This is a genomic window from Streptomyces sp. NPDC049541 (assembly GCF_044465725.1).
Taxonomy (GTDB): domain Bacteria; phylum Actinomycetota; class Actinomycetes; order Streptomycetales; family Streptomycetaceae; genus Streptomyces.
The window spans coordinates 139863-156791 of the sequence record NZ_JBITLY010000002.1 but is presented as its reverse complement, the minus strand read 5'-3'; the positions used below and the strand labels follow the sequence as shown (position 1 = coordinate 156791).

The following is a 16929-nucleotide window of genomic DNA, read 5'->3' as shown; positions in this document are numbered from 1 at the left end:
GACACCCCGCTCACATGGTCCAGCCGCGCAGCTCCGCCGCGATGTCGTACACCGTGGCGTTGCCCCGCTTGACCAGGCGGGCCAGGTCGCGCACCTGCACCGGCGACGTGGTGACCCTGAGGCCGCTGGCGACGAGGTAGGCGTAGGCGACGGCCGAGGCGAAGAGGGCGTTCGAGCGCTCCAGGGCAGGTACGTGGATGAGGAGTTGGAGCAGAGCCGCCGCGCGTGCGTGCGGGTTGTCGTAGACGGGGACGTCGAATATCTCGGCCTCGTGGCGCGCGACGGCCGCGACGAGGGCCCCCCAGTCGGTGACCTGGGGGTCTCCGGGCGTCTTCTGTTCGGCAAGCATGAGAAGCCAGGCGAGATCGATGCTGAGGTTGCTCAAGGGATCAGCGGCGAGCTTCGCGCGTGCTGTCGTCCTCGCCGGCGAACTCCTCGGCGAAGACCGCCTCGTACTGCTTCATGAAGTCGGCAGCGGCCTCGACGAACGTCTGGCCGACCTCCCCGGTGTCCTGTTTCACGAGTTCCTCGATGTAACGGTTGACGCTCATGCCGCGAGCCAGAGCACGCTCGCGGGCGGCACGGGCCGTGCCCTCGTCCACTCTCACGTTCAGCTGGGTCTTCGCCATACTGTGAAGCTAGCGCTGAAGTGCTAGCACGGCAAGAGACCGTCCAGCGGGCGGACGTCATCCAGAGGGTGGAGAGTGTCCCTTACACCCATACCGGTGGCACGACCTGCGGTGGAGACCGCCTCGGCCCCATGGGGGATACCGGGTGTGCGGCCGGTCACACTAGCTTTGCACCCATGAGTGCCCGGCCACCGAGGAGGCAGCGTTGTCCACATCTGCTGCGCGGGACGCGGCCCGCGCCCGCGGTCTGACCAAGGCGTACGGCTCCGGCGAGACGACCGTGCTGGCCCTGGACTCGGTGGACGTGGACATCGCGCGCGGCCGCTTCACCGCGGTGATGGGGCCGTCGGGCTCCGGGAAGTCCACGCTGATGCACTGCCTGGCGGGGCTCGATTCGGTGTCGGCAGGCCAGGTGTGGCTCGGCGACACGGAGATCACGGGGCTGAAGGACCGCGAGCTGACCCGGCTGCGCCGGGACCGGATCGGGTTCATGTTCCAGTCCTTCAACCTCATCCCGACGCTGAACGCGGCCGAGAACATCACCCTGCCCATGGACATCGCGGGCAAGAAGCCCGACGAGAAGTGGCTGGACCAGGTCATCGACACCCTCGGGCTGCGGGACCGGCTCAAGCACCGGCCCTCGCAGCTGTCCGGCGGCCAGCAGCAGCGGGTGGCGTGCGCGCGGGCGCTGGCCTCCCGGCCGGAGCTGATCTTCGCGGACGAGCCGACCGGCAACCTCGACTCACGGGCCGGGCTCGAGGTGCTCGCCTTCCTGCGCGAGGCCGTCGACACCCTCGGCCAGACCGTCGTCATGGTCACCCACGACCCGGGCGCCGCCGCCCACTCCGACCTGGTGCTCTTCCTCGCGGACGGACGGATCGTCGACGAGATGGAGCGCCCGACGGCGGAGGCGGTGCTCGAACGCATGCGCCTCTTCACCGGGGGAAGCCCCCAGACCCCGGGGTCCGACGTGATCGGCAGCCTCCTCGACGAGAGCGCCGCTCCCGCCGAGGAGGACTGACACCGTGCTCAAGGCGACGCTCCGCAGCTTCCTCGCCCACAAGGGGCGGCTGCTGCTCTCCGCGCTGGCGATCATCCTGTCCATGGCGTTCGTCGCGGGCAGTCTGATCTTCTCCGACACGGTCACCCGCACCTTCGACCGGCTCTTCCACTCCACCTCCGCCGATGTGACCGTGGAGCCGAAGCAGGACCTCAAGTCCCGGGTGCCGACCGGCGCGGCCGAGACGGTGCCCGCCTCGCTCGCGGCGCGGGTCGCGAAGGTCGACGGGGTCGCCTCGTCCCACGCGGACGTCAGCGTCCAGAACATCACCGTCGTCGACAGCAGGAACAAGTCGGTCGGCCCCACCACCGGGGCGCCCACCATCGCCTCCGACTGGTACCTCACCGACCGCAGCCCCGTGAAACTGACCTCGGGTCACGCCCCGCAGGGCGGCGGCGAGGCGCTCCTGGACGCCGACACCGCCGACAAGAAGCATGTGAAGATCGGCGACACCCTGACCGTGCTCGCCCAGCCGGGCACCTTCAGGGTCAGGGTCGTCGGTATCGCCACCTTCACCACGACCAACCCGGGCGCGGCCCTGGTCTTCCTCGACCCGAAGACGGCGGCGGCCCAACTGCTCGGCTCGCCGGACAAGGCCACCAGCATCCAGGCGAACGCGGCGAAAGGCGTGAGCGACGCCCAGCTCAAGAGCCGTGTCGCGGCCGTGGTCGACACCGCCGCCTACGACGTGAAGACCGCCGACGAGCAGGCCAAGTCGGCCGCTTCGGACCTCGGCGGCTTCCTCGACGTCATCAAGTACGTGATGCTCGGCTTCGCCGGGATCGCCGTCCTGGTGGGCATCTTCCTGATCGTCAACACCTTCTCCATGCTGATCGCCCAGCGCACCCGGGAGCTGGGCCTGCTGAGGGCCCTCGGCGCCGACCGGCGGCAGGTGCGGCGCTCCGTGCTCACCGAGGCGCTCCTGCTCGGCCTGGTCGGCTCGACGCTGGGCCTGGCGGCCGGCATCGGGCTGGCGGCCGGGCTGATCAAGCTGATGAGCGTGTTCGGGATGAACCTCAAGACCACGGAGATGGTCGTCGGATGGGGCACCCCCGTGGCGGCGTACGTCGTGGGCGTCGGCGTCACGTTCGTGGCCGCGTATCTGCCGGCCCGGCGCGCGGCAGCCGTTTCCCCGATGGCCGCGCTCGCGGACGCCGAGATCGCCGGGATCGGCAAGCCGCTCAGGACGCGGGCGATCGTCGGCTCGGTCGTGGGAGCGCTCGGCGCGGTGGCCCTGGTCGGCTGCGCCACGGCGACGAAGACCGCCTCGTCGGCCTCGCTGCTGGGACTCGGCGTGGTGCTGACCCTGATCGCGACGGTGATCGCGGGCCCGCTGCTGGTCCGTCCGGTCATCCGGGTCCTGGGCGGGGCCTTCCCGGCCCTGTTCGGCTCGATCGGCCGTATGAGCCAGCGCAACGCCCTGCGCAACCCCCGCCGTACCGGCGCCACCGCGGCCGCCCTCATGGTGGGTCTCGCGCTGGTCGGCGGCATGTCCGTGGCCAGCGCCTCCATGTCGAAGTCCTTCGACCAGCAGATCGACAAGACACTGGGCGCCGACTTCATCGTCCAGAACACCAACTTCGTGCCCTTCAACAAGGAGGTCACCGACAAGGTCCGCGCCACACCGGGCGTCGGCCTCGTCGTACGGCAGCGGTTCGCACCCGTGGCCGTACGTCTCCCGGACGGCAAGCGCATCGAGACCACCGCCGCGGGCTACGACGACAAGGTCGACGACGTCGCACACGTGACGTACGCGGCCGGGAACACGGCGGCGGCGCTGGCGGGCGGCAGCATCGGCATGGACGTCAAGTTCGCGAGGAAGCACGGCGTCAGGCTGGGCAGCACCATCCCCGTCGAGTTCCCGGCCGGCCTGAGGACCGAGCTGAAGGTCGGGGCCCTCACCGACCAGGACCAGGCCGAGGGCTTCGGCATGCAGGGCGGGCTGTTCTTCGGGATCGCGACGGTCGAGAAGTACGTGCCCGGCGGGCAGGACTCCGCGCTGTACGTCAACAAGGCCTCCGGCACGAGCGCCGACCAGCTGCGCAGGAACCTGGAGCACACACTCAAGCCGTATCCGCAGGTCCAGGCCCGTGACCAGGCCGACTACAAGAAGCTGGTGCACGACCAGATCGCCGTGCTGCTCTACCTCGTGTACGCGCTGCTGGGGCTGGCGATCATCATCGCGGTGCTGGGCGTGGTCAACACCCTCGCCCTGTCGGTGGTGGAGCGGACCCGGGAGATCGGGCTGCTGCGGGCCATCGGGCTCGCCCGGCGGCAGTTGCGCCGGATGATCCGGCTGGAGTCGGTGGTGATCGCGGTGTTCGGGGCGGTGCTCGGGCTCGCGCTCGGTCTGGTGTGGGGCGTGTGCACCCAGCAGGTGCTGGCACTGCAGGGCATGAAGGCGCTCGCGATCCCGTGGACCACGATCGTCGCGGTGGTGATCGGCTCCGCGGTGGTGGGCATCGTGGCGGCCCTGCTGCCCGCGTTGCGTGCCTCCCGCATGAATGTGCTGGCGGCCATCGCGCACGAGTGACGGAATCGCGGCAGAGGCTCAAGTCCCTTACAGGTGAGGAGAGTTCATGCCCGGTCCGTTCCGTTCGGTGTCAACCTGCTCGACTCCGCGCCCGCCGAGGAGTGGCAGGCCAGGTGCCGCCGCGCCGAGGAACTCGGCTACGACGTCATCCAGGTCCCCGACCGCCTCGGGATGATCGCCCCGTTCCGGGCGCTGGTCGCCGCGGCCGCGGTCACCGAACGGCCGCGCTGACCGGCGGCCGCCTGGAACTCGGCCTGGGCACGGGCCCACGGGCCGAACACGACCGGGCGGGGCTGCCCTTCGGCTCTCCGCGGGAGCGCGTGGACCAGCTGCAGCGCACCATCGAGGAGTTGGACCGGCTGCTCGGCTCCGACGGACTCCCCCACGCGCAGGGGGTTCCGCTGATGATCGGCGGCGACGGCGACCGGATGCCGAGGCTCACCGCCGAGCACGCGGACATCGCTGCGGTCACAGGTGCGCGCCTGGTTCCGGGCAGCACCACGGGACAGCTGCTGCCGGTCGGGGCCGGGGAACTCGAGGAGAGCGTGGCGTGCTACCGGCGGCTGGCCGCGGGCCGCAAGGAACCGGCCGAACTGAACCTGCTCATCCAGCAGGTGACCGTGACCGACGATCGCGCCGACGCGGTGCGGCCGCTGGTGGAACGGGTACCGGGAGCGACCGTGGAGGGGGCACTGGAGCTGGCGATCCTGCTGGTCGGCACCGTGGACCAGATCGTCGCCCAGGTGCCGGCGCAGCGCGAGCGGTACGGCTTCACGTATCTGACGGTTCTGGAGCCGTACATGGAGGCGTTCGCGCCGGTCGTCGCGGAGCTGGGCGGGCACTGACCTGAAAACGCCCATGCCGGATGCACAGCCATCCTCCGCCAACTGCCCATATGATCAGCCCGGGTTCGCGCGTGCCGCGCGCGGGGGAGGGGTGGGGATGAGAGAGCTGGAGCTGCTGGGTCTGGCCGTGGTGCCCTTTGCCACCTATTACGGCGTGGCCCGGCAACGCCGCTGGCGCATCCTGGTGTCGGCGTTGTACTCCCTGGTCGGCGTGCTGCTTTACGTCAACGACGACATGCACGGCTGGCGCATGGCGTGGTATCTCGCCGACCTGGTCGCGATGCTGCTGATACTGCGCTTCCTGAACAGCCCCGAGCGGGTGGACCGGCTGGTGGAGAGAATCTGGGCGCTGACACCGCCCGAGGAGTCCGACAGAACCGGGGTGGAGCAGGAGCTGCACCGTCTGTCCCACGAACCTCGGCTGCACTGGATGTGCCTGGAACTCGACACCGGTGGCGATCTGTTGGTCACCACGAACCTGAACGGCCGGTCGGCGCGGCGCCGGTTCCGTGTGGCGGAAGAATGCCCCCATTGCCTCCTGGAAGGGCTTCTCGCGTCATTCGTCGCCGTCGAGCCGGTCGAAGAAATCGAGTTCTACCGCACGGGAACTTCTCAGGGCGAGGGATACGCCGCGTACGTCTACTTCGACAGGTCCACGGCAGGCGTACGCATCGACGTCGCTCAGACCACCCGTATGGTGGCCCTGCCGGCCGGCGACTGTTCCGTTCACGCCCTGTGAGCCGCGCAGCGCCACGGCGACCGGTTTCCGGGCGCCCGTGTCAACTGCCGCCGAGAGTCCGGTGCCGGTGCGCGAGGTGCCGCAACCGGGCGACCTCGACCTGCTCCCGCAGTCGGGCCTCGACACGCTCTCGGGCGGCCGGGTCCTGGCTCTCCTCCCACCACGCCTCGCCCGTCTCGACCCGCCGCTCCTCCGCTGCGTTCGGGGGTGCCCCCAGACGAAGACGTTGGCAGCGGCAAGGGCGGTAGCGGGGGCGGTCGGGATGGTCCGTGCCCGGATCCCATCGGGCGAGGAGGAGGGCGACGTCCGTCGCGTCGTGGTGCTCGGCCAGACCTCGCACGCGATCGGCGTACCTCAGCACCTCCAACTCCCGGTACAGCGCGCAGCACCGGCACCAGGGCACCAGTTCCCCGTTGGCGCGGACCAGGTCCGCGATGGCGTCGGCCAGCGGCCGGGGCAGATGGCCGTGCGCAGCGAGGTGGGCCAGTTGCAGGAGGTCCCTGACGGGATGGGGTGCTTCCCAGGCCGCTGAGATGTGTCCGGCAGCCAGGACCGTGTCGTCGGCGTCGCGGCGGGCCAAGAGGCGAACGTCGAACAGAGCCCGCACCTCCCCCGCGGCCCCGGCATCCCGTTCCGACGGATCCATGTCCCACCAGAGGTGATACTCCGAGGCGTCGTCGGCAGCTGACCCGGCTTCGAGCGGCAGATGGAGAACGTGTGACGACTCCGCACGCACGCGTGGGGTCATGTCCTCCCACCGGCCACCGGGCGGCAGAGCCGAAGAAGGTGGCAACCGGCGGCGCAGTGAGGTGATGCGAGCGCGGAACAGTCGCAGCCGCAGAACGGTCTCGGACGCGGGGGCGAGGTCGGCCGGGGGCCGCACGACGATCACGGCGTGCCCTGCGAGGACACCGGCCGGCTGCTCCATCTCAAATCGCAGGTCCAGCACCCGGGCTCCACTGTCGAACATCACGGGCACCCCCTCCTCGGTCGCAACGCGCCATCGGAACACCTGGTACGCCCGTGTTCCCTCCGGGCGAAGCTACGGGTCGGACGCCCGGGTCGGCAACGCCGCGACAGCCCCTGGGCGCCGAGGGCAGTCAGACGGCGGGCGCGCCCTCACGGCTGACGCTCCTCCTGATCCACTGCCTATACCGGCCCAGTCAGCAATCCCAAGGACCAGGGCGTCGGAATGTCGACTCCCCGGCACAGAATCCGATCGCCAGAGAGGCGAACCATCTGCTTGGCTCACCGCATGACTGACCTTCACATCCGGTGTGCCACCCTCTCGGACATCGCTGCCGTGCTGCAGTTCTGGCGCGAAGCGGCGGAAGGAACGAGCATCAGTGACGACCACGACGGAGTGACCCGGCTCATCACACGGGACCCCGAAGCCCTGCTCCTCGCCGAGTACGACGGCCTCCTCACCGGAACGGTGATAGCCGGCTTCGACGGATGGCGCTGCTCCGCCTACCGACTGGCCGTACACCCCGACCACCGCAGGCAAGGCATCGCCACCGCCCTGCTGCAGGCGGCAGAGCAACGCTTCGCCGCCCTGGGCGGACGGCGCGTCGACGCCATGGTGCTGGAAGCCAACGAAAGGGCCCACCACACCTGGGCTGCGGCCGGCTATCAGCGCGAGGACCACTGGCGGCGCTGGGTCAGGCCGCTGTAGGCGGTGTTCTTGAGGGGGCAAGGCTTCGCCGGCCGAAGGAACGGTTCGTACGGCTCGGAGACCGGCGCGGGGGCGCGGTGGTTGCTGGTGCGCGACGAGACCGGGCGGCATGCCGGGCGGGCGGCCGGGTACACGCCCGAGGAACACGGGTGACGGTGGGTGAAGCACCTCACACGCTGATCACCTTTGCCGATCCTTTACTATTGGAGGACCGTGTCCGGACCCTTTCCGGCCCTCCGATGAAAGGTGTGAGCGTCCGCCCATGGGCGAGCCTCCCAGTAGTGCGCGCAGTACACGACATCGCGCGTTCCTCCCGCCCCTGTCCGACGATGGGACGGAGGTGACCCGATGACCGAAGTGCTCCTCCTGCTGGTGGCGATCCTGCTGTCGCTCGCCTGCGGCGCCTTCGTCGCGGCCGAGTTCTCGCTGACCACGGTCGAGCGGGCCGAGCTCGAACGGGCCGCGGAGCGCGGCGAGCGCGGCGCGGCGGGCGCCCTCAAGGCCGTCCGGAGCCTGACCTTCCAGCTCTCCGGCGCGCAGCTCGGCATCACCGTCACCAACCTGGTCGTCGGCATGCTCGCCGAACCGTCGATCGCCAAGCTGATCGCGGGCCCGCTGGAGGCCCTCGGCATCTCGCGCTCGGCGTCGACCTCGCTCGCCCTGGTGCTGGGCACGGCCCTGTCGACCGTCTTCCTGATGGTCGTCGGCGAACTGGTGCCCAAGAACTGGGCCATCTCCTCCCCGCTGGCCGTCGCCAAGCGGGTCGGCAATGCGCAGCGCCTGTTCAGCGCGGTCTTCCGCCCCTTCATCAGCCACCTCAACAACACGGCGAACCACGCGGTGCGCCGCCTCGGCCTGGAGCCCACCGAGGAGCTGGCCTCGGCGCGCGGCCCCAAGGAGCTGGCCGCGCTGGCCCGGCACTCCGCCAAGGAGGGCGCCCTGGAGGCGGACACCGCGGAGCTGTTCGTACGGACCCTGAACCTCGCCGACCTGACCGCGGAGAACGTGATGACGCCCCGCGTCCAGGTCATCGCCCTCGAGGTCCAGGCCACCTGCGAGGACGTGGCGAACGCGACCCGGGCGACCGGGCTGTCCCGCTTCCCGGTCTACCGCGGCAGCCTGGACTCGGTCGTGGGCACCGCGCACATCAAGGACGTCCTGGCGATACCCGCCCACCGCCGCACCCACACCCGGGTCTCCGAACTGATGCGCGAGCCGCTCCTGGTCCCCGAGACCCTCACCGTCGACCGGCTGCTGGACCGGTTGTCCGGCAAGCGCACCATGGCCGTCGTCATCGACGAGTACGGCGGCACGGCGGGCGTGGCCACCCTGGAGGACATCGTCGAGGAGGTCGTCGGCGAGGTGCGGGACGAGCACGACCCGCACGAGACGCCCGACCTGGCCCCCGCGGGCAGCGACGACACGGGCCGCGCCCTGTACTCGGCCGACGGCTCGGCCCGGGTGGACCAGCTCGTGCGCGTCGGCCTCAGGGCGCCGGAGGGGCCGTACGAGACGCTGGCCGGCCTCGTGGCGACGGAGCTCGGGCACATCCCTTCCGTGGGCGACTTCGTCGAGGTCGGCGGATGGCGGCTCGACGTGGTGGACGCCTCGGGGCGCAGGGCCGCGCGGGTGCTGATGCACGCGCCGTTCGATGACCAGGCGGACGGTACGACGAACCGGGAGGCCACGAAGTGACCGCCGTACAGCTGCTGATCGGCCTTGCGACCCTCGTCGTCAACGCCTTCTTCGTGGGCGCCGAGTTCGCGCTGATCTCCGTACGGCGTGCGCAGATCGAGCAGCAGGTGGAAGGGGACGCCGAGGGCGACCGGCGGGCCAAGAGCGTGCTGTGGGGCCTGGAACACGTGTCCGCGCTGATGGCGGCCGCGCAGCTCGGCATCACGCTGTGCACGCTGGTCCTGGGTGTGGTCGCGGAACCGGCCATCGCGCATCTGCTGGAGCCGGTGTTCCACGCCGTGGGCGTGCCCGAGTCCGCGGGACACGCGGTGTCCTTCGTGGTCGCGCTGACCCTGGCGACGTATCTGCACATGCTGCTCGGCGAGATGGTGCCGAAGAACATCGCGCTCGCCGAGCCGGTGCGCAGCGCGCTGCTGCTCGGGCCGCCACTGGTCGCCCTGGCGCGGGCGCTGCGCCCGGTGATCTTCGCGATCAACGCCTTCGCCAACACCCTGCTGAAGCTGTTGCGGGTGGAGGCCAAGGACGAGGTCGCGGCCACCTTCTCGGACGCCGAGCTGGCCCGGATCGTGCGGGACTCGGGAGAGGCGGGCCTGATCGACGACCGCGCGCTGGAGCGGCTGCACGACGCGCTGGAGCTGGGCCGCCGTCCGGTGCGCGATGTGGTGCTCCCGCTGGAACGTGTCGTCTACGCGCGCGTGGGCGTCACCCCGGAGGAGCTGGAGCGGCTGTCGGCCCAGTCGGGCTTCTCCCGCTTCCCGGTGGTGGACGAGGGCCGTCGCATCGTCGGCTATCTGCACGTGAAGGACGCGTTGGACGCCTCTCCGCGGGATGTGCCGTTCCGGGTGCGGGACATGCGGCCCATCGCGCGCGTACGGGAGGGCACACCGCTGGACGACGTGCTGACCGCGATGCGGGGCAGCCGCACACATCTGGCGGCCGTGCTCGGCAGGGACGGCCGGCTGGCCGGTCTCGTGACCATGGAGGACGTGCTGCAGGAGCTGTTCGGGCAGCGGGCCTGAGCCGTCCGCCCCAGCGAGCAGGGCCGACCGACCGACGGGTATGGAGCCGGGATACCATCTCTTCCGCCATGCAGAAGAACCCCATACACACCAGCCTGGTCGCGGTCGGCGACTCCTTCACCGAGGGAATGTCGGACCTGCTGCCGGACGGCTCCTACCGGGGCTGGGCCGATCTCCTCGCCGGGCGGATGGCCGCCGTCACCCCCGGCTTCCGGTACGCCAACCTCGCGGTGCGCGGCAAGCTGATCGGGCAGATCGTCGACGAGCAGGTCGACGTGGCGGCCGCCCTGCAGCCCGATGTGATCACGCTGGTGGGCGGCCTCAACGACACCCTGCGGCCCAAGTGCGACATGGGGCGGGTACGGGGCCTGCTCACCGAGGCCGTGGAGCGGCTGGCCCCCGCCTGCAAGCAGCTCGTGCTGATGCGCAGCCCGGGCCGCCAGGGGCCGGTCCTGGACCGTTTCCGGCCGCGCATGGAGGAACTGTTCGCCACGGTCGACGAGCTCGCGGCGCAGCACGGTGCGGTGGTCGTCGACCTGTACGGGGCTCCCTCGCTGTCCGATCCGCGCATGTGGGACGTCGACCGGCTGCATCTGACGGCGGAGGGGCACCGCCGAGTCGCCGAGGCCGTCTGGCAGACGCTCGGCTACGACCCCGAGGACGCCGAGTGGCACACGCCCATGGCGGCGACCCCGCCTCCGGGCTGGGCCGCACGACGGGTGGCGGACGTCCGCTTCGCCCGGCAGCACCTGCTCCCGTGGATCGGCCGCCGCCTCACGGGCCGCTCCTCGGGCGACGGCCGCCCGGCCAAGCGCCCGGAACTCCTGCCGTACGAGGGCCCGGCGGCGTAAGAAGCCGGGAGCTCCTTTCAGCCCGTCCGGCGTTTGAGGACGAGGCCGTTCAGGCCGAAAGCGGGGGTCTGGGGGCGGCAGCCCCCAGGGACGGGACGGGTAGGGGCGGCGGGGGCGAGAACATTCGTAGATTCCACCGAACGCACCCGCGGCGCTGGCCTGCACGAATCGCCAGTAGAATCCGTACACGTGACTTCCGCTCCCGCCAAGCCCCGCATCCCGAACGTCCTCGCCGGACGCTACGCCTCCGCCGAGCTCGCCACGCTCTGGTCCCCCGAGCAGAAGGTGAAGCTGGAGCGGCAGCTCTGGCTCGCCGTGCTCAAGGCCCAGAAGGACCTCGGCATCGAGGTGCCGGACGCGGCGATCGCCGACTACGAGCGCGTCCTCGACACCGTCGACCTGGCCTCGATCGCCGAGCGCGAGAAGGTCACCCGGCACGACGTGAAGGCCCGGATCGAGGAGTTCAACGACCTCGCGGGGCACGAGCACGTGCACAAGGGCATGACCTCCCGCGACCTCACCGAGAACGTGGAGCAGCTGCAGATCCGCCTCTCGCTGGAGCTGATGCGCGACCGCACGGTGGCGGTCCTGGCACGGCTCGGCAAGCTGGCGGGCGAGTACGGCGAACTGGTCATGGCCGGCCGCTCCCACAATGTGGCGGCGCAGGCCACCACCCTCGGCAAGCGCTTCGCGACCGCCGCCGACGAACTGCTCGTCGCGTACGGCCGGGTCGAGGAGCTCCTGGGCCGCTATCCGCTGCGCGGCATCAAGGGCCCGGTCGGCACGGCGCAGGACATGCTCGACCTGCTCGGCGGCGACGCGGGCAAGCTGGCCGACCTGGAGAACCGGATCGCCCGGCACCTGGGCTTCTCGCAGGCGTTCACCTCGGTCGGCCAGGTCTACCCGCGCTCGCTGGACTACGAGGTCGTGACCGCCCTGGTGCAGCTGGCGGCGGCCCCCTCCTCGCTCGCCAAGACGATCCGGCTGATGGCAGGGCACGAGCTGGTGACCGAGGGCTTCAAGCCGGGCCAGGTCGGCTCCTCGGCGATGCCGCACAAGATGAACACCCGCTCCTGCGAGCGCGTCAACGGTCTGATGGTCATCCTGCGCGGCTACGCGTCGATGACCGGCGAGCTGGCCGGAGACCAGTGGAACGAGGGCGACGTGTCCTGCTCGGTGGTGCGCCGGGTCGCGCTGCCGGACGCGTTCTTCGCGCTGGACGGCCTGCTGGAGACGTTCCTGACGGTGCTGGACGAGTTCGGTGCGTTCCCGGCGGTCGTGGCCCGTGAGCTGGACCGCTACCTTCCGTTCCTGGCCACGACCAAGGTGCTGATGGGTGCGGTGCGCGCGGGAGTGGGCCGCGAGCTGGCGCACGAGGCCATCAAGGAGAACGCCGTCGCCTCCGCCCTCGCGATGCGCGAGCAGGGTGCCGAGCGCAACGAGCTCCTGGACAAGCTGGCCGCCGACGAGCGCATCCCGCTCGACCGCGCCCAGCTGGACGCACTGATGGCCGACAAGCTGTCCTTCACGGGCGCCGCCGCCGACCAGGTCGCCGTGGTCGTCGGCCGGATCGAGGAGATCGTCAAGCAGCACCCGGAGGCCGCGGGCTACACGCCGGGGGCGATCCTCTGACCCGCTTCACCGCGGCGGAACTGGAGGCCGCCCGCGACCGTCTCGTCCCTGACGTGGTCGCGGACGGCCTTTCTGTGCTCTTTTGCGGCATCAATCCTGGCTTGATGACGGCGGCTACGGGACATCACTTCGCCCGCCCCGGCAACCGCTTCTGGCCGGTGCTGCATCGGTCGGGCTTCACGCCCCGGCTCTTGAAGCCGTCGGAGCAGGGCGAGTTGCTGTCGTACGGTCTCGGCATCACGAACGTCGTGGCCAGGGCGACGGCGCGGGCCGACGAGCTCGGTCCGGAGGAGTACCGCGAGGGCGGACGGCTGCTGGCGCTGAAGGTGGCACGGCTGCGGCCGCGCTGGCTGGCGGTGGTGGGCGTCACGGCGTACCGGGCGGCGTTCGACGACCGCAGGGCCCAAGTGGGGCCGCAGGAGCGGACGCTCGGTCAGACACGGGTGTGGGTGCTGCCCAATCCGAGCGGGCTGAATGCGCACTGGACGGTGGAGACGATGGCCGAGGAGTTCGCGAGGCTACGGGTCAGGGCGGGGCTATCTCAGTGACCATGAGGAGGAGTTCGGGCTCCTCCTCGGGGTCGCGGTCGGCGACGGCCAGGTTGACCCAGCGTCCCGTGCCGGTCGCCTCCCAGGTACGCAGGTCGTCCGCCCGGGTGCTGAGCACGTCCCAGGGTTCCGGTATGTGCTCTCCCCGGCGGCGCCGCTCCTGGAGCGTCACGCCGCCCCAACGGAGGGCCTTCCCCCATCTCTCGTCGTACCGCTGCATCAGCGCGACCTCGTAGGCGTACACATCGTCCGCAGTCGGCCAGGGGCCCGTCCCTAACGGGGTGATGTAGTAGCCGGGTCCGCCCGCGGCGATCCGCGGCCCGCTGTGGTCCGTCGGAAAGTCCTCGGTGCACAGCAGGTCGGTCAGGGCCAGGTCCTTCGCGATGTCCATGTGATCCAGTAAAGCGGCCGGCACTGACAATTGGTGAGGTGTCAGACGTCCCGGCGCCGCCCCGGGCCGGTAGGAACGCCGGCGCCGCAGACGAAAGACAGCCCACCGCGGCACTGCCAAGCGGCCCAACCCGGCGGAGCGACCCGGTACGATCCGGCCAACACGCGCACGAGCTGGGAGGACGGGACGTTGGGGCGGCTGACCGGCGGGGATCCCTCGCTGCTGCGAAGGATCAACTCCGCGGTGGTCCTGCACGCGCTGCGTGCCACGGACGCGGCGACACTGACGGAGATCACCCGGGTGACCGGGCTGTCCCGGCCGACCGTCGAGGGCGTCGTCGAGGGCCTCATCGAGGCGGGTTACGTCGTCGAGAAGGCGGCCGACGAGAGCCTGGTGCGACGCCAGGGGCGGCCGGCGCGGCGCTTCCGGTTCCGGGCGGAGGCGGGGCATCTGCTGGGCCTGGACATCGGCTCCCACCGGGTCGCCGCGCTCCTCGCCGATCTGGACGGCCGGGTGCTCGGCTCGGTCGCCAAGGACGTCGACGAGACGGCCCCGGCGGACGAGCGCCTGGAGCGGCTGCGCACCGCGGTGGCCGAACTGCTGCGCCGGGCCGGGGTCGCGCGCGGCTCGCTGCGCGCCGTGGGGGTCGCCACACCCGGCATCGTCGAGGCCGACGGCACGGTGCGGCTGTGCGCGGCGCTGCCCGAGTGGACGGGGTTGCGCCTCGGCGAACGGCTGAGCAGGTCGTTCAAGTGCCCGGTGCTGGTCGAGAACGACGCCAATGCCGCGGCCGTCGCCGAGCACTGGAAGGGCGCGGCCACCGAGTCGGACGACGTGGTGTTCGTGCTGGCAGGGCTGAGCCCTGGCGCCGGTTCGCTGATCGGCGGGCAGCTGCACCGGGGGTACGGCGGGGCGGCCGGCGAGATCGGCGCACTGCATCTGCTGGGCCGCGAGGTGACGCCCGAGACGCTGCTGTCCACCACGGACGAGCCGCTGCACCCGCTCGACGAACAGGCCGTCGCCGAGGTCTTCGCACAGGCCCGCGAGGGCGACCAGCGGGCCCGCGCGGCCGTCGACCGCTTCATCCAGCGGCTCGTGCACGACGTGGCCGCCCTGGTCCTCGCGCTCGACCCGGAACTCGTCGTCATCGGCGGCTGGGCGGCCGGTCTGGACGGCGTCCTTGCGCCCCTGCGCCGGGAGTTGGCCCGCTACTGTCTGCGCCCGCCGAAGGTGGCCCTGTCGCTGCTGGGCGAGGCGGCGGTGGCGACGGGGGCGCTGCGGCTCGCCCTGGACCACGTGGAGGAGCAGCTGTTCGCGGTCGAGGGCACGGCGACGGCGCGGCGCTGAGCGGGCGGCGCCGCAACGTGCTGTGCCCCGGAGCGGTTCCGGGGCACGGCAGGTCCGCAGAGGACGGGGCTCAGGAGGCCTGGCGCTCGGGCCCCTGGTGGATCTCCACGCCGCCCGAGTCACCGAAGGTCAGCCGGCAGGTGTCCGCACGGTAGGTGGCGACGGAGAGCGCCGCGGTGCGGCCGTCGGCGAGGAACCGGGTGGTGACCACGAGGACGGGCGCCCCAGGGAGGCGGTCCAGCTCCTTGGCGTCGTCCGCGCGTGCGGAACCGAGCTCGACGGCGCTCTCGCGGCCCTCCAGCTCGAGGCGCTGCAGTTCGCGCAGCACGGCACGCGCGCGTGCCGGTCCGGACGGCGCGTCTATGGCCGAGAGGTCCGGCACCGAGGACGCCGGGACGTACAGCAACTCCGCGGCCACGGGCTGGCCGTGGGAGACGCGCGAGCGGCGCACCGTGTAGACGGTCTCCTCCGGGCCCGTCCCCAGTGCGGCGGCGACCGCCGCGGGCGGGGCCGCGGCTGTGCAGTCGACGGCCTGCCAGACGTCCTCGGAGGCCCCCGGCCAGGCGTGCTGCTCGGTGCCGACCGCGACGCCCACGCGCGGCGGGGCGACAGTCGTCCCGACGCCGCGGCGGCGCTGCAGCCTGCCTTCCAGTTCGAGCTGCTCCAGGGCCTGCCGAAGCGTGGCGCGCGCGACGCCGAAGCGGGCCGCCAGGTCGCGTTCGTTGGGCAGGATCTCGCCCACGGAGAACTCGGAGTCCAATGCCTCACTGAGCACGGTCTTGAGATGCCAGTACTTCGGTTCCGGCACCGATTCCAACTGCGTGGTCCCCACCCTGTCCTCCGCAATCGCCGTGGTCCGGCGGCGTTTTAGCGCCCTTGTTTATTAAAGGTTGTTGCACTTATCTGCGACCATAGGGCGGCCCAAACCCTTGGTCAAGACCAATCCTGGATCCCATGGGCGGGACACAGGGGCCTCGTCGCGCAGGGTTCACACGGTGTTCGTACGCGACCGTCCTCGTCGCCTACGCGGAGGGCAGCGAGAGCAGCTTGTCCGGGTTGCGGATGATGTAGAGCGACTGGATGCGCCCCTCGAAGACGTCCACCTGGAAGACGCTGTCCGGCTTGCCCGCGGACAGCACGACGACCGCGAGGCCGCCGTTGAGTTCCATGAACCTGAAGGACTGGTCCGGCACGCCCTTCCGGGCGGCCCCGACGAGGAAGCGGCCCACCTTGTCGGCGCTCTGAAGGACCCGCAGCGGCGCCCTGGACTTGCCGCCGCTGTCGCCCACCAGTCGCACGTCGGGCGCCAGCAGTGCCATGAGACCTTCCAGGTCCCCCTCAGCGGCGGCGGCGAGGAACCGTTCGGTCAGCTCACGCCGCCGGGCGGGGTCGACCTCGTAGCGCGGCCGCCGCTCCTCCACATGCTTGCGGGCCCGCCCGGCGAGCTGGCGGACCGCCGCCTCACCACGGTCGAGCATCACGGCGATGTCGGCGTACGGGTAGCCGAACGCCTCGCGGAGCACGAACACCGCCCGCTCCAGCGGCGACAGCGACTCCAGGACCACGAGGACGGCCAGCGAGACGGAGTCGGCGAGCACGGCCCGCTCGGCGGTGTCCGGGACGGTGTCCCCGAAGTCGGTCACATAGGGCTCGGGCAGCCACGGGCCGACGTATGTCTCGCCCCGCGCCTTGATCTGGCGCAGCCGGTCGACGGCGAGGCGGGTGGTGATGCGCACCAGGTAGCCGCGCGGTTCGCGCACCTCGCTGCGGTCGGCGCCGGACCAGCGCAGCCAGGCCTCCTGGACCACGTCCTCCGCGTCGGCCACCCGCCCCAGCATGCGGTAGGCGACCCCCAGCAGGACGGGGCGGTGCTCTTCGAAGACGTCGGTCTCGGTGTCGGTGGTCACCGTCCCATCCCATGCGACGCATCCGGACATGTCCAGGAGAAATCCGCGTGTCCCGGGA

The 16929-nt window shown here is 71.2% G+C and carries 18 protein-coding genes; 12 read left to right on the top strand and 6 right to left on the bottom strand.

The window, feature by feature from the left end; translation table 11 throughout:
• Nucleotides 1-10 precede the first annotated feature (10 nt).
• Nucleotides 11-385: a fic family toxin-antitoxin system, toxin component gene (locus ACIBW9_RS07890; RefSeq protein WP_389080801.1), complete on the bottom strand. Its 375-nt coding sequence runs from the start codon at nucleotides 383-385 to the stop codon at nucleotides 11-13.
• A 4-nt stretch (nucleotides 386-389) separates the two neighbouring features.
• Nucleotides 390-629: a toxin-antitoxin system HicB family antitoxin gene (locus ACIBW9_RS07885; RefSeq protein WP_398952381.1), complete on the bottom strand. Its 240-nt coding sequence runs from the start codon at nucleotides 627-629 to the stop codon at nucleotides 390-392.
• Nucleotides 630-834: 205 nt separating this feature from the next.
• Between ACIBW9_RS07885 and ACIBW9_RS07880 the strand changes: the two genes are divergently transcribed.
• The 5 genes from ACIBW9_RS07880 to ACIBW9_RS07860 all read left to right on the top strand — a co-directional run bounded on the left by ACIBW9_RS07880 (nucleotide 835) and on the right by ACIBW9_RS07860 (nucleotide 5806).
• Nucleotides 835-1650, top strand: a complete 816-nt coding sequence (locus ACIBW9_RS07880) for an ABC transporter ATP-binding protein (RefSeq protein WP_398952379.1) — start codon at nucleotides 835-837, stop codon at nucleotides 1648-1650.
• Between the two features lie 4 nt (nucleotides 1651-1654).
• On the top strand, nucleotides 1655-4222 hold the full coding sequence (locus ACIBW9_RS07875; protein WP_398952377.1) for an ABC transporter permease: 2568 nt from the start codon (nucleotides 1655-1657) through the stop codon (nucleotides 4220-4222).
• 33 nt (nucleotides 4223-4255) lie between these two features.
• Nucleotides 4256-4453, top strand: coding sequence for a hypothetical protein (locus ACIBW9_RS07870; RefSeq protein WP_398952375.1), 198 nt, complete (start codon nucleotides 4256-4258; stop codon nucleotides 4451-4453).
• 89 nt (nucleotides 4454-4542) lie between these two features.
• Nucleotides 4543-5067, top strand: coding sequence for a hypothetical protein (locus tag ACIBW9_RS07865; RefSeq protein ID WP_398952373.1), 525 nt, complete (start codon nucleotides 4543-4545; stop codon nucleotides 5065-5067).
• A 97-nt stretch (nucleotides 5068-5164) separates the two neighbouring features.
• Nucleotides 5165-5806, top strand: coding sequence for a hypothetical protein (locus tag ACIBW9_RS07860; protein WP_398952372.1), 642 nt, complete (start codon nucleotides 5165-5167; stop codon nucleotides 5804-5806).
• 40 nt (nucleotides 5807-5846) lie between these two features.
• Here the strand turns inward: ACIBW9_RS07860 and ACIBW9_RS07855 are convergent, their stop codons facing one another.
• The gene (locus ACIBW9_RS07855) at nucleotides 5847-6776 is read right to left on the bottom strand and encodes a hypothetical protein (protein ID WP_398952370.1); all 930 of its coding nucleotides are present in this window, start codon (nucleotides 6774-6776) and stop codon (nucleotides 5847-5849) included.
• A gap of 285 nt (nucleotides 6777-7061) precedes the next feature.
• Between ACIBW9_RS07855 and ACIBW9_RS07850 the strand changes: the two genes are divergently transcribed.
• The 6 genes from ACIBW9_RS07850 (at nucleotide 7062) to mug (ending at nucleotide 13226) form a co-directional block, all read left to right on the top strand.
• Nucleotides 7062-7481: a GNAT family N-acetyltransferase gene (locus ACIBW9_RS07850; RefSeq protein WP_398952368.1), complete on the top strand. Its 420-nt coding sequence runs from the start codon at nucleotides 7062-7064 to the stop codon at nucleotides 7479-7481.
• Between the two features lie 348 nt (nucleotides 7482-7829).
• A complete protein-coding gene (locus ACIBW9_RS07845) occupies nucleotides 7830-9176 on the top strand; it encodes a hemolysin family protein (RefSeq protein ID WP_398952366.1) in 1347 nt (448 codons plus the stop codon).
• Nucleotides 9173-10195, top strand: a complete 1023-nt coding sequence (locus ACIBW9_RS07840; protein ID WP_398952364.1) for a hemolysin family protein — start codon at nucleotides 9173-9175, stop codon at nucleotides 10193-10195. The genes ACIBW9_RS07845 and ACIBW9_RS07840 overlap by 4 nt, the downstream gene beginning before the upstream one ends.
• Before the next feature lie 68 nt (nucleotides 10196-10263).
• Nucleotides 10264-11046 (top strand): SGNH/GDSL hydrolase family protein, encoded by a 783-nt coding sequence (locus tag ACIBW9_RS07835; protein WP_398952362.1) that lies wholly within the window; start codon nucleotides 10264-10266, stop codon nucleotides 11044-11046.
• 189 nt (nucleotides 11047-11235) lie between these two features.
• The gene (purB, locus tag ACIBW9_RS07830) at nucleotides 11236-12678 is read left to right on the top strand and encodes an adenylosuccinate lyase (protein ID WP_115914061.1); all 1443 of its coding nucleotides are present in this window, start codon (nucleotides 11236-11238) and stop codon (nucleotides 12676-12678) included.
• Nucleotides 12675-13226, top strand: a complete 552-nt coding sequence (gene mug, locus ACIBW9_RS07825) for a G/U mismatch-specific DNA glycosylase (RefSeq protein ID WP_398953931.1) — start codon at nucleotides 12675-12677, stop codon at nucleotides 13224-13226. The genes purB and mug overlap by 4 nt, the downstream gene beginning before the upstream one ends.
• On the opposite strand, the gene ACIBW9_RS07820 is transcribed toward mug, so the two are convergent.
• Nucleotides 13204-13617, bottom strand: coding sequence for a hypothetical protein (locus ACIBW9_RS07820; protein ID WP_398952359.1), 414 nt, complete (start codon nucleotides 13615-13617; stop codon nucleotides 13204-13206). The genes mug and ACIBW9_RS07820 overlap by 23 nt on opposite strands.
• A 189-nt stretch (nucleotides 13618-13806) precedes the next feature.
• Here ACIBW9_RS07820 and ACIBW9_RS07815 point away from each other — a divergent pair, with 189 nt between their 5' ends.
• On the top strand, nucleotides 13807-14964 hold the full coding sequence (locus tag ACIBW9_RS07815; RefSeq protein ID WP_398952357.1) for an ROK family transcriptional regulator: 1158 nt from the start codon (nucleotides 13807-13809) through the stop codon (nucleotides 14962-14964).
• 70 nt (nucleotides 14965-15034) lie between these two features.
• Here the strand turns inward: ACIBW9_RS07815 and ACIBW9_RS07810 are convergent, their stop codons facing one another.
• Nucleotides 15035-15796: a GntR family transcriptional regulator gene (locus tag ACIBW9_RS07810; protein ID WP_398952356.1), complete on the bottom strand. Its 762-nt coding sequence runs from the start codon at nucleotides 15794-15796 to the stop codon at nucleotides 15035-15037.
• A gap of 190 nt (nucleotides 15797-15986) precedes the next feature.
• A complete protein-coding gene (locus ACIBW9_RS07805; RefSeq protein ID WP_398952354.1) occupies nucleotides 15987-16871 on the bottom strand; it encodes an RNA polymerase sigma-70 factor in 885 nt (294 codons plus the stop codon).
• Nucleotides 16872-16929 lie beyond the last annotated feature (58 nt).

Coding starts and splice junctions, on each gene's coding strand:
- ACIBW9_RS07850 (WP_398952368.1), top strand. CDS start 7,062: ATGACTGACCTTCACATCCGGTGTGCCACCCTCTCGGACATCGCTGCC.
- ACIBW9_RS07835 (WP_398952362.1), top strand. CDS start 10,264: ATGCAGAAGAACCCCATACACACCAGCCTGGTCGCGGTCGGCGACTCC.
- ACIBW9_RS07855 (WP_398952370.1), bottom strand. CDS start 6,776: ATGTTCGACAGTGGAGCCCGGGTGCTGGACCTGCGATTTGAGATGGAG.
- ACIBW9_RS07820 (WP_398952359.1), bottom strand. CDS start 13,617: ATGGACATCGCGAAGGACCTGGCCCTGACCGACCTGCTGTGCACCGAG.
- ACIBW9_RS07845 (WP_398952366.1), top strand. CDS start 7,830: ATGACCGAAGTGCTCCTCCTGCTGGTGGCGATCCTGCTGTCGCTCGCC.
- ACIBW9_RS07860 (WP_398952372.1), top strand. CDS start 5,165: ATGAGAGAGCTGGAGCTGCTGGGTCTGGCCGTGGTGCCCTTTGCCACC.
- ACIBW9_RS07885 (WP_398952381.1), bottom strand. CDS start 629: ATGGCGAAGACCCAGCTGAACGTGAGAGTGGACGAGGGCACGGCCCGT.